Annotated in this window: 16 protein-coding genes; 14 read left to right on the top strand and 2 right to left on the bottom strand. The window is 63.2% G+C overall.

Annotation, left to right across the window (positions count from 1 at the left end):
• The first annotated feature begins 94 nt into the window (after window positions 1-94).
• From C1H69_RS22575 to C1H69_RS22560, 4 genes are all read left to right on the top strand, one after another.
• A complete protein-coding gene (locus C1H69_RS22575) occupies window positions 95-745 on the top strand; it encodes a thiol:disulfide interchange protein DsbA/DsbL (protein WP_240610054.1) in 651 nt (216 codons plus the stop codon).
• Window positions 746-844: 99 nt separating this feature from the next.
• Window positions 845-1,600 (top strand): endonuclease/exonuclease/phosphatase family protein, encoded by a 756-nt coding sequence (locus tag C1H69_RS22570; protein ID WP_102655656.1) that lies wholly within the window; start codon window positions 845-847, stop codon window positions 1,598-1,600.
• A 133-nt stretch (window positions 1,601-1,733) separates the two neighbouring features.
• The gene (locus C1H69_RS22565; protein WP_102655627.1) at window positions 1,734-2,282 is read left to right on the top strand and encodes a TRAP transporter small permease subunit; all 549 of its coding nucleotides are present in this window, start codon (window positions 1,734-1,736) and stop codon (window positions 2,280-2,282) included.
• A gap of 10 nt (window positions 2,283-2,292) precedes the next feature.
• Window positions 2,293-3,696, top strand: a complete 1,404-nt coding sequence (locus tag C1H69_RS22560) for a TRAP transporter large permease (RefSeq protein WP_240610055.1) — start codon at window positions 2,293-2,295, stop codon at window positions 3,694-3,696.
• A gap of 58 nt (window positions 3,697-3,754) precedes the next feature.
• Here the strand turns inward: C1H69_RS22560 and C1H69_RS22555 are convergent, their stop codons facing one another.
• Entirely contained in the window at window positions 3,755-4,186 is a 432-nt protein-coding gene (locus C1H69_RS22555; RefSeq protein ID WP_102655625.1) for a YqaA family protein, read from the bottom strand.
• Between the two features lie 63 nt (window positions 4,187-4,249).
• Between C1H69_RS22555 and thiD the strand changes: the two genes are divergently transcribed.
• The 3 genes from thiD to dtd all read left to right on the top strand — a co-directional run bounded on the left by thiD (window position 4,250) and on the right by dtd (window position 6,499).
• Window positions 4,250-5,062 (top strand): bifunctional hydroxymethylpyrimidine kinase/phosphomethylpyrimidine kinase, encoded by an 813-nt coding sequence (gene thiD / locus C1H69_RS22550; RefSeq protein WP_102655655.1) that lies wholly within the window; start codon window positions 4,250-4,252, stop codon window positions 5,060-5,062.
• A gap of 80 nt (window positions 5,063-5,142) precedes the next feature.
• Window positions 5,143-5,988: a universal stress protein gene (locus tag C1H69_RS22545; RefSeq protein WP_102655624.1), complete on the top strand. Its 846-nt coding sequence runs from the start codon at window positions 5,143-5,145 to the stop codon at window positions 5,986-5,988.
• A gap of 73 nt (window positions 5,989-6,061) precedes the next feature.
• Entirely contained in the window at window positions 6,062-6,499 is a 438-nt protein-coding gene (gene dtd, locus C1H69_RS22540) for a D-aminoacyl-tRNA deacylase (protein WP_102655623.1), read from the top strand.
• Window positions 6,500-6,657: 158 nt separating this feature from the next.
• Here dtd and C1H69_RS22535 read toward each other — a convergent pair whose 3' ends face one another.
• Window positions 6,658-8,604 carry an ATP-binding cassette domain-containing protein gene (locus C1H69_RS22535; protein ID WP_102655622.1) on the bottom strand — a complete coding sequence of 649 codons (1,947 nt, stop codon included), beginning with the start codon at window positions 8,602-8,604 and terminating at the stop codon, window positions 6,658-6,660.
• Between C1H69_RS22535 and C1H69_RS22530 the strand changes: the two genes are divergently transcribed.
• From C1H69_RS22530 to C1H69_RS22500, 7 genes are all read left to right on the top strand, one after another.
• Window positions 8,530-9,195, top strand: coding sequence for a TIGR02444 family protein (locus C1H69_RS22530; RefSeq protein ID WP_240610053.1), 666 nt, complete (start codon window positions 8,530-8,532; stop codon window positions 9,193-9,195). The genes C1H69_RS22535 and C1H69_RS22530 overlap by 75 nt on opposite strands.
• Before the next feature lie 89 nt (window positions 9,196-9,284).
• Window positions 9,285-10,301, top strand: coding sequence for a TRAP transporter substrate-binding protein (locus C1H69_RS22525; RefSeq protein ID WP_102655621.1), 1,017 nt, complete (start codon window positions 9,285-9,287; stop codon window positions 10,299-10,301).
• A gap of 182 nt (window positions 10,302-10,483) precedes the next feature.
• A complete protein-coding gene (locus tag C1H69_RS22520; protein ID WP_102655620.1) occupies window positions 10,484-11,071 on the top strand; it encodes a TRAP transporter small permease in 588 nt (195 codons plus the stop codon).
• A 23-nt stretch (window positions 11,072-11,094) separates the two neighbouring features.
• Window positions 11,095-12,378, top strand: coding sequence for a TRAP transporter large permease (locus C1H69_RS22515; protein ID WP_102655619.1), 1,284 nt, complete (start codon window positions 11,095-11,097; stop codon window positions 12,376-12,378).
• 14 nt (window positions 12,379-12,392) lie between these two features.
• Window positions 12,393-12,830, top strand: a complete 438-nt coding sequence (locus tag C1H69_RS22510; RefSeq protein ID WP_102655618.1) for a universal stress protein — start codon at window positions 12,393-12,395, stop codon at window positions 12,828-12,830.
• A gap of 131 nt (window positions 12,831-12,961) precedes the next feature.
• Entirely contained in the window at window positions 12,962-13,645 is a 684-nt protein-coding gene (locus C1H69_RS22505) for a BamJ family beta-barrel-assembly machinery protein (RefSeq protein ID WP_102655617.1), read from the top strand.
• Between the two features lie 10 nt (window positions 13,646-13,655).
• Window positions 13,656-14,690 carry an alpha/beta hydrolase family protein gene (locus C1H69_RS22500; RefSeq protein ID WP_102655616.1) on the top strand — a complete coding sequence of 345 codons (1,035 nt, stop codon included), beginning with the start codon at window positions 13,656-13,658 and terminating at the stop codon, window positions 14,688-14,690.
• Window positions 14,691-14,703: the final 13 nt, after the last annotated feature.

Below are 14,703 nucleotides of genomic sequence, written 5' to 3'. Positions count from 1 at the left end.
AGCCGGGAACCCTGGCTTGCCGGCGCGCTCCAAGTTGTCGACGCAACCGACGGTACCGCCAAGCGTACCCGGCCCTCCAAGGAGTGAATCTCGCATGTTCAAGTCCCCCCTCATCCTCAAGACCGCACTGCTTGCCCTGGCAGGCTTCGGCCTATCGACGCTCGCCTCGGCCGCCACGCTGGTGGAAGGGCAGCACTACGAGGTGCTTCCCGAGCCCGTCGAGACCCGCGTCGACGATGGTCAGATCGAGGTGACCGAAGCCTTCTGGTACGGCTGCCCCCATTGCTACAACCTGCAGGGCCCCGTCGCCGACTGGTACGAAACGCTGGGAGACGATGTCAGCGTGGTGCACCTGCCGGCCACCATGGGCGGCGACTGGAACACCCATGCGGCGGTCTTCTATGCGGCCGAGGAGCTGGGCATTCGCGAAGAGGCTCACGCCGATATCTTCGAAGCCATCCATGCGAACGGCCAGAGGCTGACCGATCCCGACAGCATCGCGTCCTTCTTCAGCGACTATGGTGTCAGCGAAGACGAGGCCCGCCAGGCCATGGATGCCTTCGCCGTCAAGTCCCAGGTCAACCAGGCCCACTCCCGCATGCGCGCCATGCGCCTGATGGGGGTCCCGGCCCTGGTCGTGGATGGCCGTTACCTGGTGACGCCCAGCAGTGCCGGCAGCCTGCAAAACATGCCACAGATCGCCGATGCCCTGATCGAGAAGGTGCGCCAGGAGCGCGAAGACTGAACCGTGCAGACCGAAGCCGTGCAGACTGAACTGTCACACCTGGCCGACGCCAGGACGCCCACCCTGGAAGGTGGGCACCTCAAGCTGCTCACCTTCAACATGCAGGTGGGAATCCAGACGTCGGCCTATCATCACTATCTGACCCGGAGCTGGCAGCACCTGCTGCCGCACCCCAAGCGCAGGCACCGCCTGGACATGGTCAGCGACGTCCTGGGGCGGTTCGATATCGTGGGCCTCCAGGAGGTCGATGGTGGCAGTTTCCGATCGAGCCATATCAACCAGGTCGAATACCTGGCCACCCGAGGCGGGTTTCCACACCATTTCCAGCAGCTCAACCGCAACCTTGGCCGCTTCGCCCAGCACAGCAACGGGCTGCTCTCGCGCCTGACACCATCCCAGATCGAGGAGCATCGACTGCCGGGTACGCTGCCTGGCCGAGGCGCCATTCATGCCCGCTACGGCGATGGCCCCGATGCCCTGCACCTCTTCGTCGCCCACCTGGCCCTGAGCCACCGCGGTCGAATCCGCCAACTCGACTACCTCAGCGAGATCATCCAGCCGCTGCGCCATGTGGTCGTCATGGGCGATCTCAACTGCACGCCGGACCAGTTGCACACTCACTCCCGGTTCTGTGCTTCCCTGCCGCTGCACCCGGTGCGCCCACTGCTCAGCTACCCTTCCTGGCAACCGCGCCGCGCCCTGGATCACATCCTGATCTCCAGTTCCCTGGTGGCCCGGGACGTCCGCGTGCTCGATCACCTGTTTTCCGACCATCTGCCGATTGCCGTGGATGTGGCACTGCCGGCGGCCTGCCTCCAGAACCTCACCGCTCTGCTCAAGCACCAGACCCGTTAGCGTTCCTGCCACATGCACCCGCTTCCCTGCCTGGATGACGGATTCGACCCAGGGAGTTGAGGCACGGGGATGACGCATCGCGTCGAATCGGCGATGATGCGTCCCCTACTTCTTTCTGGACGAGAATCCCCCCATGCCAACTGCGAACCGTGAACCGGTCCTGCTCACTTGGCTCGACGGCTTCACCGAGGTCGTGGGTCGCTCCATTGCCTGGCTCGTCATCGTCATGATGGTGGTGCAGTTCGCCATCGTGGTGATGCGTTATGCCTTCAGCATCCACAGCACCGTCATGCAAGAGTCGGTCATGTACATGCACGCTGCCGTGTTCATGCTGGGGGCCGCCTGGACATTGCGACATGACGGCCATGTGCGAGTCGATATCTTCTATCGCAGGCTTTCCGATCGCGGTCGCGCCTGGGTCGACCTGTGCGGCACGCTCTTCCTGCTTTTCCCGGTCATGCTGTTCATCGGCATCGGCGGTTACGGCTACGTGAGAAGCAGCTGGGCCATCCTCGAGCGCTCCCCGGATGGTGGTATCCCCGCTGTCTATCTCCTCAAGACACTGATACTGGTGATGGTGTTGCTGCTGCTGATCCAGGGCGTTGCCCAAGCCATCCGACAGGTACTGATACTGCGCGGTAAGCTGCCGGGCAATACGCATGACCACGGGGAGGCACTCTAACGTGGAGGCTCTGCTGGAATTCATGCCACTGTTCCTGTTCCTCTCCATCTGTGTGGTGCTGATGCTGGGTTATCCGGTCGCTCTGTCGCTGGCGGGCACCGCGCTGATCTTTGCCGGCCTTGGCTACCTGTTGCTGCAGATGGGTGTGCCGGTGCCCTTCGAGACACGCATGATGGGAGCCATGCCCAACCGTCTCTACGGCATCATGACCAATGCGACCCTGCTGGCCGTGCCGCTGTTCGTGCTGATGGGCGTGCTGCTGGAGAAGTCTCGGGTCGCCGAGACCCTGCTCGACGCCATGGCACTGCTGTTCGGCTCACTGCGTGGAGGGCTGGGGATCTCAGTGGTCCTGGTCGGCATGCTGCTGGCGGCCTCCACCGGCATCGTCGGCGCCACCGTGGTGACCATGGGCCTGCTGTCGCTGCCCACCATGCTGAAGCGGGGCTATTCACCGGCACTTGCCACCGGCAGCATCTGCGCCACCGGCACGCTGGGACAGATCATCCCGCCCTCCATCGCCCTGGTACTGCTCGGTGACGTGCTGTCAAACGCCTATCAGCGCGCCCAGCTGGCGATGGGGGTGTGGAGCCCCAAGACCGTCTCCGTGGGAGACCTGTTCGCCGGTGCCGTGATTCCGGGCCTGCTGCTGGTGGTGGCCTACATCGCCTACCTGATTTTCACCGCCTGGCTAAAACCGGAAAGCGCTCCGCCCGCCGACCGAGACGCACTGAAGCGTGAACTCGGCCACACCGGCAGCATCTGGCCGCTGCTGCTCAAGGGGCTGATTCCACCCGTGCTTCTGATCGTGGCCGTCATGGGGTCGATTCTGGGCGGCTTCGCCACGCCCACCGAAGCCTCTGCGGTGGGCGCCTTCGGTGCCCTGGTGCTGGCACTGGCCAGCCGTCGCCTCGACTTCACCATGCTGAGCGAGGTGGTACGCACCACCGCTCAGGTCACCAGCATGGTGTTCCTGATCCTGATCGGTGCCGCGCTGTTCTCGCTGGTGTTCCGCGCCTATGGAGGCGAGGAGCTGGTCACCGAGTTGTTCGAGGCACTTCCCGGCGGTGTGGTGGGGGCCACCCTGGTGGTGATGGTGGTGATCTTCCTGCTTGGTTTCATCCTCGATTTCATCGAGATCACCTTCGTGGTGGTGCCTATCGTCGGCCCGGTGCTGCTGATGATGGGGGTCGATCCCATCTGGCTCGGCATCATGATAGCGGTGAACCTGCAGACCTCCTTCCTGACCCCGCCGTTTGGCTTTGCCCTCTTCTACCTCCGCGGCGTCACACCGGCTTCGGTACCCACGTCGACAATCTACAGGGGGGTGATACCGTTCATCATACTGCAGCTCGGGGTACTGTTGGCCCTGGCCATCTTCCCGCAACTCGCCACCTGGCTGCCTTCCGTACTGTAATTCGGCAGACACGGGCTGAACTCTCCTGTTGCATGGAGAGTTCAGCCCGGTGGCGGTTTCATTGGCAAAGGGGCACCAGCCAGGCCTGCGCCAGGTACAGCACCACGGCATAACGGGTCCCCTTGGCCAGGGAGATCAGCAGGATGGCCCGCCACCAGGGCAGCCGGAACACGCCGGCCAGCACGGTGAGCGGGTCGCCGATCACCGGGGCCCAGGAAAGCAGCAGGCTCCACTCGCCGAAGCGGTGATACCAGCGCTCGGCCCGGGCCAGCCCCTGAGGCGAAGCGGGAAACCAGCGCCTATCCTGAAAGCGGCGCGCATAGCGCCCCATCCAGACGTTGATCAGACTGCCCAGCGTATTACCGGACGTGGCCACCAGCCACAGCATCCAGACCGGCTCCCCCAGGCACCAGAGTCGCGCCAGCCACACCTCGGAGCCACCCGGCAGCAAAGTGGCACTGACCAGCGCAACCACGAAAAGACTCAACATGCGCGACACGCCGTGCCCATGGCGTGATCCATGCGCCCCATGTCACAGGACGGTTCCATCATCATGACCCCCGAGCGCTCGATACCCAATGCACTGACCATTGCCGGCTCCGATCCCAGCGGCGGCGCCGGCATCCAGGCCGACCTCAAGACCTTCTCGGCGCTGGGCGCCTATGGTACCAGCGTGATCACCGCCCTGACCGCCCAGAACACCCTGGGCGTCAAGGGCGTGCATCCGGTGCCAGAGGACTTCATTCGCCTTCAGCTCGATACCTTGCTCGACGACGTGTCCCTCGATGCCGTCAAGATCGGCATGGTCGCCAGCCGCGAGGTGGCCGAGACACTACGTGACTCGCTCGAAGCCCGTCGTCCGCGCTGGATCGTACTGGATCCGGTCATGGTGGCAAAAAGCGGTGATATTCTGGTCGATAACGTCGGTATCGCCGCGGTACGGGAGGTGCTGGTCCCCCTGGCCGACCTGATGACACCCAATCTGCCGGAGGCCGCCGTACTGCTGGACTGCCCTTCTCCCGCGACACGTGCCGACATGGAAGCCATGGCACCGGCACTGGCGGCTCTGGGTGCCGGCGCGGTGCTGCTCAAGGGCGGACATCTGAAAGGCGAGTGCTGCCCCGACCTGTTGATCACCCCCGATGGAACCCGCTGGCTGGAGGGCACGCGTATCGCCACGTCCAACCTGCACGGCACCGGCTGTTCGCTCTCCTCCGCCATTGCGGCCCGCCTGGCGCTGGGAGACACCCTCCCCGAGGCCATCATATCGGCCAAGCGCTGGCTCGAAGCGGCTCTCGCCGAGAGCCATCACCTTGACGTGGGTCAGGGTCATGGCCCGGTACACCACTTCCATGGCTGGTGGTAGCAAACCCGGCTTGCGCCTACGCCAGCTCCCACCCATGCTGAAGTCTGTCCTGTCAGGCTCATCCTTCATGGAGAGACACCATGACCCAGACTCTGCTGTTTGCCTGCGACCTCTCTGCCGAGAATCGCGCCGCTTACGCCCGTGCCGTTCGGCTGGCCACGGAAAGTGGTGCACGGCTCGATGTCATCCACGTGCTGGACCCCTACCTGCCGCGCCGCGTCCTTCACAGCCTGGAGGAAGCGGTAGTGGCCGACATGCAGGCCACCCTGACAGATATCCGGGAGGACTATGCCCTGCCGGAACCACAGACCCTGTTGCAGACGGTCGCTGGCGCCACCTATGCCGAGATCATCCGGGAAGCCCATGACCGCGAAGTGGACATGATCATTCTCGGCGCCCACCGCAAGCGCGGCCAGCCCGACCTGGTCGTCGGCACGACTCTGGCACGGGTGCTGCGCAGCGCCCCATGCCCGGTACTCACGGTCAGCCAGCCGGCCAATCGCGACTGGCAGGACATATTGGTGCCGGTGGACTTCTCCCTGGGCAGCCGCCACATCCTGCGCGAGACCCTCAAGCGCTTCCCCGAGGCCCGCTTGACGCTGCTGCATGCCTGGGACATCCCCGGCGAGCGGGAGCTGGGCTCCGATCGGGAATACGCCCGTTGGCGCGACCGGGAGGTAGATCGCCTGCGCGGCCAGTTGGAGCGTGAAACCGATCAGTTGATGGGCGAGCTCGATCGCGTACCGGAGCTGGAGCTGGTGCTGGAGCAGGGTGATCCGCTGGAAGTGTTGCTGACCCGATTACGCCGCCAGCCGCCAGACCTGCTGGCCCTGGGCAGCCGCGGTCAACTGGGCCGTCATAGCCACATCACCGAGGCGCTGCTCTCCGAACCCCACTGCGATATCATGCTGTGCCGCGCCTGGTAAAGCCTCTTCGTTCTCCTTTGAGGGTGCGTGCTACCCTTGCCGGCTGATCCACAGCCAGAAGGAAGGTCGCCGGATGAAAGCCCTGATTCAACGCGTGCGTCGCGCCAGCGTGGTGGTCGATGAACGAACCCTGGGGGCCATCGACCAGGGCCTGCTGGCACTGGTCGGGGTGGAGAAGGGCGACGACGAGGCCGCCGCCGACAAGCTGTTGCACAAGCTGCTGCACTATCGGGTCTTCGCCGATGGAGCGGGCAAGATGAATCTCGACCTGCAGCAGGTCGACGGCGGGCTGCTGCTCGTTTCCCAGTTCACCCTGGTCGCCGATACGCGCAAGGGGCTGCGCCCCAGCTTCTCCAGCGCCGCATCGCCCGCCGACGGCGAGCGGCTGTTCCACTACCTTCTCGACCGTGCCCGGGTGGCCTGGCCCCGGGTCGAGAGCGGCGAGTTCGCCGCCGACATGCAGGTCGAACTGGTCAACGACGGGCCGGTGACGTTTTTGCTGGATAGTTGAGCACAACACGTTGAGCCACGGCACAGCGGCGCCGGGAGACAGGGAAAGGAGGAGGTCCGGCCCATGGATGGCGCCGGTAGCTTCCATGGATGGGCTCGGTGCGCCTCCTCCGTCCCTGTCTCCCGGGGTCAGTCGCGGGGAAGGCAGCTACGTGCCGCTTACGCCTCTTTCAACTCCGCCTCCAGTTCCTCCAGCGCCTCTTCGGCAGCCAGCCACTCGGCCTCCAGCGTCTCCAGCCGCGACTTGAGTTCGCCCTGGCGGGCCAACCGCTCGGTGAGTTCCGCCTTGCGCGCCGGGTCGGTATACAGCTCGGCGTCGCCCAGGGCCTCTTCCACACTGCCCAGTTCGGCCTGCACCTTCTCCATGGCCTTCTCGGCCTGGTCACGCTCCCGCTTCAGCGGCCTGAGCTTCTCGCGAAGTTCGGCCGCCGCGCGGCGAGCCGCCTTGCGGTCCTCCTTCGGCGCGGCACTCTCCGCCTGACGCTCGGCCTTGTCGGCCCGAGCCTCGCGGCGCACGCCCTCCAGACGAGCCTTGAGCCAGGCACGGTAGTCTTCCAGGTCTCCGTCGAAGGGTTCGACCCGGTGATCCGCCACCCGCCAGAACTCATCCACGGTGGCACGCAGCAAGTGGCGATCGTGGGACACGATGATCACCGTGCCCTCGAAGGCAGCCAGTGCCTCGGTCAGCGCCTCGCGCATTTCCAGGTCCAGATGGTTGGTCGGCTCGTCGAGCAGCAGCAGGTTGGGCTTCTGCCAGGCCACCAGCGACAGGGCCAGGCGCGCCTTCTCGCCACCGGAAAAACTCGACACGTCGGCAAAGACGGTGTCGCCATGGAAGCCGAAGCCCCCCAGGAAGTTACGAATCGCCTGGTCGCTGGCGGTGGGCGAGAGCCGCTGCACATGCAGGAACGGCGTAGCACCAAGATCGAGACTCTCGAGCTGGTGCTGAGCGAAATAGCCGATGGCCAGGTGCTCGCCGGGCACGCGCTTGCCGGCCAGCAACGGCAGCTCGCCGGTCAGCGACTTGATCAGGGTCGACTTGCCGGCCCCGTTGGGGCCCAGCAGGCCAATTCGCTGTCCCGGAAGCAGACTTGCCTTCACGCCCTCCAGTTGGACCGTCTCGTTGCCCTGAGCGTTGCGATAGCCCAGCCGCGCCTCATCCAGCACCAGCAACGGGTGGGATATCTTGTCCGAGGAAGGGATCGTGAAGTGAAAGGGGGAGTCGGCATGGGCCATGGCGATATCGCCCATGCGCTCGAGCATCTTCAACCGGCTCTGAGCCTGGCGGGCCTTGGTAGCCTTGGCTCGAAAGCGTGCCACGAAGCGCTCGATCTCCTCGCGGCGTGCCTGCTGTTTGGCGGCCTCCGCCTGTTGCAGGGCCAGCTTCTCGGCGCGGGTACGCTCGAAAGTGGAATAGTTTCCACGATAGAGCACCAGCCGCTGACGGTCGAAATGCACGATGTGATCGCATACGGCATCGAGGAAGTCGCGATCATGCGAGATCAGCAGCAGCGTGCCGGGGTAGCGCATCAGCCACTGCTCGAGCCAGAGCAGGGCATCGAGGTCCAGATGGTTCGTGGGTTCATCGAGCAGGAGCAGATCCGATGGCATGAACAGGGTTCGTGCCAGGTTGACCCGCATGCGCCATCCACCGGAAAAGTCCGACAGCGGACGTGCGAGATCGGCCTGGGTAAAGCCCAGGCCGATCAGCAACTGGGCGGCACGAGCCGGTGCGCTGTAGCCGTCCAGCGCCTCGATGGCGCCATGCAGCTCTGCCTCGCGATGGGCGTCGTCCTCCTTCTGGGCTCGCATCAATGCCGCCTCGGTCTGGCGCAGTTCCTGGTCACCATCGAGCACATAGTCGACGATGGGACGCTCCAGCGCCTCCACCTCCTGAGCCATATGGGCGATCCGCTGTCCCCCACTCATCTCGATATCACCGCGATCCGGTGCGAGATGGCCCAGCAGCAGGCCGAACAGGCTCGACTTGCCGGCCCCGTTGGGTCCGACAATGCCGGCCTTGTGGCCGGCATGCAGGGTCAGCTCGGCTTCCTCGAGCAGGATTTGGGTGCCGCGTTGCAGGGCGACCTGGCGCAGTGCAATCATGCAGACTCCAAGTGGCGAATTAAGGAAGCCGACGCCGTCGGCGCCAGCCTGATCATGAGCGACGATTCTACCCCAATGGCCGACGATCTGCGGACTCGGCTTGCCGCCGACCCGCTATGGGACTACGCGCTGGCATTCTACGCGAGGGACGGTGTGGAAACGGCCTGTCTGCAGCTTCAGGACGAGGCTGGCATGGATGTCTGCGAGCTCCTTTGGCACTGCTGGCTCTATCGCCATGGCCTGAGGCTGGATGAAGAACCCGCCGAACTGGCATCGATCCGTCAGTGGCAGAAGGAGGTCACGGTCGTGCTGCGAACGCTGCGCCGTCATCTGAAATCCGACGCCAAGGAGCGTGCCGGAGTGGCCGAGGTACGTCGTCAATTGCAGCGAGCCGAGCTCGCGGCAGAGCGGGAAACTCTTGAGCGTCTACAGGCTCTGGCCGAGCGCCTTCAAACCCTGAGCCCCCTCCCAGAGCCACGGCCAAGTCTGAAAACTTCTCTCTCATTTCGCTGGCAACTACAGAAAAAAGCGCAACTTTTAGCTTTGCAAACCCTTGAATGCCAGCTTGACCCTCTCTGGGGGCCACGCTAGCCTAAAAACAGTTGTGCAGCCCGAGAGGCTGCCCGATGCCTGCTGATGTGAAATTTTTCACGGGCCCAACCTGCGAGGAGAACATAATAATGAAGGCAACCAAGCTGTTGACCACTGCCAGTATCGGCGCGCTGCTGTTCGGCATGTCGGCTGCCGCTCATTCCGCCAACTGGCGCTATGCGCATGAGGAATTCGAGGGAGATGTACAGGACGTATTCGCCGTCGCCTTCAAGGAGTATATCGAAGAAAATTCCGATAATACGGTACAGATCTATCGCTTCGGCGAGCTGGGTGAATCCGATGACATCATGGAGCAAACCCAGGCCGGCATCCTTCAGTTCGTCAACCAATCCCCCGGTTTTACCGGCTCACTGATTCCCGAAGCACAGATTTTCTTCATTCCCTATCTGCTCCCCACCGATGAAGAAACCGTCATCGAGTTCTTCAACAGCAGTACGGCTATCAACGAAACCTTCCCGGAACTCTACGCCGAGCAGGGTCTCGAGCTTCTCAAGATGTACCCGGAAGGCGAGATGGTCGTTACCGTCGACGAGCCGATCCGCACTCCGCAAGAATTGCGTGGCAAGAACATTCGCACCATGACCAACCCACTGCTCTCCGAGACCTACCGGGCCTTCGGGGCCACCCCGACGCCACTGCCCTGGGGTGAAGTGTATGGCGGCTTGCAGACCGGCATCATCCAGGGCCAAGAGAACCCGATCTTCTGGATCGAATCCGGCGGTCTCTATGAGGTGTCTCCGCACCTGGTATTCACTGGGCATGGCTGGTTCACCACCGCCATGATGGCCAACCAGGACTTCTTCGACGGCCTGTCCGAGGAAGAACAGCAGTTGGTGCGTGACGCCACCGAGGCGGCCTATGAGCACACCCTGGAGCACATCTCCGGCCTGGCTGACGACTCGCTGGCCAAGATCCAGGAAGCCTCCGATGAGGTCACCGTGACCCGCCTCGATGAGGATGAGATCCAGGCCTTCCGCGAGCGTGCCCCGCAGGTCGAAGAGCGTTTCGTCGAGATGACAGGCGACCGTGGTGCCGAGCTGTTGGAACAGTTCAAGGCGGACCTGGAAGCCGTAACTGGCGAGTAAGCCCAGGGCGACTCACCATGAGCGTGCAAGAGGGCAGCCGGCTGGCTGCCCTCTTGTTCTTTGGGGCAGGCGATTTCCTCTCACCACCCTGCCTACCGGTGTGCCAGCCAGTGTCCTGGCATGACGAGACCCGTTAACCAACGACATGAACCGTACGTAGGAATCCATCGGAGCCAACCGACATGGAAACAAGCGAAGAAGATATTGCCGAGAAAAACTACCGCTCGACCCTGCCGGGACCGCTCGGTCTGCTGGATACCTGGATCAGCAACGTCGAGGCGGTGATTCTAGCCATAGGGGTCATCCTCATGGCGCTCAACACCGTGGCCAACGTGTTCAGCCGCTTCGTCTTCGGAGAAAGCCTGCACTTTTCCGAAGAGGTCAACCGCATCCTGATCGTGATGGTGACCTTTGCCGGCATCGGCTACGCTGCTCGCCACGGCCGCCATATCCGCATGTCGGCCATCTATGATGCCCTGCCCATCGGGGGACGCCGCTGGTTGATGATCTTCATCTGCCTGTTCACGGCCACGGTGATGCTCATACTCTGCTACTACTCGATCGGCTATATCCAGACCGTCTATGGCCGCGGTCGTGTGCTGCCGTCGCTGAGCATTCCGGTGTGGGTCATGTATGTGTGGGTACCCGTCGGCTTCATCATCACCGCCATCCAGTACCTGCTCACCGCAGTCAAGAATCTCACCTCCCGTGACGTATACCTGTCGACCCATGTGATCGATGGTTACAAGGATACGGAAACGGAAGTCTGACGCAGGGCTCGCGAGGATCCACCATGACGACTATTATCATCACCATCATGATCGTGCTGCTCCTGCTTGGCTTCCCGATGATGATCCCCTTGATCACCGCAGCCTTCGTCGGTTTCTACATGACGTTTGGCGGCACCGGACAAATGGAAACCCTCATCCAGCAGATGATGGGGGGAATCCGCCCCACCGCATTGATCGCCGTTCCCATGTTCATCCTGGCCGCCGACATCATGACGCGAGGCCAGTCGGCCAACCGCCTGATCGACATGGTCATGAGCTTCGTCGGCCACGTGAAGGGGGGCCTGGCCGTCAGTACTGCGACTTCCTGCACCCTGTTCGGTGCCGTTTCCGGTTCCACCCAGGCCACGGTGGTGGCGGTAGGCGGGCCATTGCGACCACGCATGCTCAAGGCCGGCTACAAGGACTCCTTCACCCTGGCGTTGATTATCAACTCCAGCGACATTGCCTTCCTGATACCGCCGAGTATCGGCTTTATCATCTACGGCATCGTGTCCGGCACATCCATCAGCGAGCTGTTCATCGCCGGCATCGGCCCTGGCCTACTGATTTTGCTGATGTTTGCGATCTATAGCGTGATCTATGCAACGGTCCATAACGTGCCCACGGAGCCCAAGGCAACGTGGGGGCAAAGGCTCACTGCCACACAGCGGGCGCTATGGCCATTGGGCTTTCCGATATTGATCGTGGGGGGCATCTACGGCGGGATCTTCAGCCCCACCGAGGCGGCGGCGGCTTGTGTACTCTATGCCTTCTTTCTCGAGTTCCTGATCTTCCGCTCCCTGAAGGTTTCGCACATCTTCACCATCGCCAGGTCCACCGGCCTCATTACCGCCGTGGTGTTCATCCTGGTCGCCGTGGGCAACTCCTTCGCCTGGATCATCTCCTTCGCCCAGATTCCCCAGACCATTCTGGCGGCGGTGGGAATCAACGAGGCAGGTCCGGTCGGCGTGCTGGTGGTCATTTCCATCGCCTTCTTCGTGGCCTGCATGTTCGTCGACCCCATCGTGGTGATCCTGGTCCTCACCCCGATCTTCGCCCCCGCCATCGCCGCCTCGGGCCTCGACCCGGTGCTGGTGGGTGTGCTGATCACCCTACAGGTAGCGATAGGGTCGGCGACGCCACCCTTCGGCTGCGATATCTTCACCGCCATCGCCATCTTCAAGCGACCCTACTGGGAGGTCATTCGCGGTACGCCGCCTTTCATCTTCATACTGATACTGGCAGCGGCTCTGATCATCATGTTCCCGCAGATTGCGTTGTTCCTGCGTGACCTGGCCTTCCGTTGATCGAGGAGATCGTGATGTTCAATCGGATACTCGTACCAGTCGACGGATCCCGGGGTGCCCTTCGGGCACTGGAAAAAGGCGTCGGGCTGCAGATGCTGACCGGGGCCGAGCTATACATACTCTGTGTCTTCAAGCATCACAGCCTGCTCGAGGCCTCACTGTCGATGGTTAGGCCCGACAAGCTCGATATTCCGGACGATGCTCTCAAGGAATACGCCACCGAGATCGCCGTTCAGGCCAAGACGAACGCACTGGAACTGGGCGTGCCCGCCGACAAGCTGCGTGCCTTCGTAAAGGGTGGGCGCCCCTCGCGCACCATCGTGCGCTTTGCCAGGAAGCGAGAGTGTGATCTGATCGTGATCGGTGCCCAGGGCACCAATGGCGATAACTTGCTGGGCAGCGTATCCCAGCGGGTCGCCGGCGGCGCCCACTGCCCGACCCTGATCGTCTGAGTATCGCCTGCCGGACCGGCTTCCCCACTGCGCTGTCACGCGGGTGCGGAACCGGTCCGTCCCTGTTAGAGTCCGAGTAGCTGCCCACGGGTTTCTTTGCGCCCCATGCCTCACTCACTATAGGACTCCGCATGAAGACACTGCTGACCTCCGCCTCCCTGGTCGCCCTGGTGGCCTCGGCACCGTTCGCCCTGGCCGCGCCGGAAACCGAGAACGAGCGCCTCAGCTATAGCCTGGGCGTTGCCTACGGCCAGAGCATCGCCCAGGAATACGCTGATCTGGACGTGGACGCCTTTACCGCAGCCATCCGTGACGTCATCGCAGACAATGACCTGGCCATGAGCAGCGATGAGATGGCCGAGACGCTGAGCCGCTTCCAGCAGGAGGCCATGGCGACCCGTCAGGCCGAGACCCAGGAAATGGCCGAGCTGAATCTGGCCGAGGGCGAGGCCTTCCTTGCCGAGAATGCCGAACGCGAAGAAGTGGAAACCACCTCGTCGGGATTGCAATACGAAGTCCTGGAAGCCGGGGACGGCGCCAACCCTGGCCCCTCATCCCATGTCGAGGTGCATTATGAAGGTACCCTGGTCGACGGCACTGTATTCGACAGTTCCATCGATCGCGGCGAGCCGGTCAGTTTTCGTGTCGACCAGGTCATCGAGGGGTGGCAGGAAGCCCTGCAGCTAATGAGCGTCGGCGATACCTGGATGCTCTACATCCCCCCCGAGCTGGGATATGGCGCCCAGGGCCAGGGGCCAATCGGACCCAACGAGACGCTGATCTTCCAGGTCGAACTGCTCGACGTCACGGACTGACTACCGACACATGAAAGCCTTCCCCCCATTTATCGTCGGGCTGCTGCTCTCGGCCGGTGTCGTGGCCGATGAACCGCTGGCAGACTTGCCTTCTCTCGGCACAACCCCCGGCACTATCAGCGTGATCGGTATCTCCTCGGGTGGCTATATGGCTACCCAGCTGGCCGTGGCCTGGCCCGAGCGCTTCCAGGGGCTTGCCGTACTGGCAGCCGGCCCCTGGAGCTGCGCCCAGGGTAGCCTGGGGCGTGCGCTTGGCCAGTGCATGGCCACCCGGCGCGGCCCTCCCGACCTGGAGAGCCTGAACCTGCGTCTCCGTGACTATCAGGCCCACGAACTGGTGGGCGACGCCGCCGGCCTGGCCGGACTGCGTGCCTTTGTCTGGCACGGAGAAGCCGACACCATCGTGGCCCCATCGCTCTCCGACGCATTGAGTGAGCAACTGGGCAACTGGCTGGCCAGCCCTGACGAGCAGTTGAAAGTGGCCCGTTCCCCTGGCGTGGGGCATGGCTGGCCCATACAGTCCAACGAGCAGATCCCACCGAGCTGGCTGGCCGAATGCCGCACTGGTGGCGGCACACATCTGCTGGCATGCGGCATGGATATCTCCGGCCAGGCACTGGGTTGGCTGCATGGCGAGTTGACACCCCCGGCAGCGTCGGATTCCGCGACATTGATGCGTTTCGACCAGGATGATTTTGCCGTACGGGGCTTCGGGTCGGTTGGCTATCTCCTGATTCCCGACGAGTGCGAACCGGGGGGCTGCGACCTGACGGTGGCGCTGCACGGCTGCGGAATGGACAGCAAGCAGATCGGCGAGGCCTTCGTCCGTCACAGCGGTCTGAACGAATGGGCAGCTGCCAACCGGCGCGTGGTGCTCTATCCCCAGGCGGAAACCAGCCTGGCAAATCCACAGGGTTGTTGGGACTGGTGGGGCTTTACCGAAAGTACCTGGCAGCTCGATCCCCTGCATGACACCCGGGAGGGCGTTCAGGTTCGAGCGCTGATGGCCATGATCGACCGGTTGGAAGAGGCCCCGGACGACTGAGTCTCGGCCATTG

It is taken from the genome of Billgrantia endophytica (assembly GCF_002879615.1).
Classification (GTDB): Bacteria; Pseudomonadota; Gammaproteobacteria; order Pseudomonadales; family Halomonadaceae; genus Halomonas; species Halomonas endophytica.
This window is presented reverse-complemented; position numbering and strand designations above follow the sequence as displayed.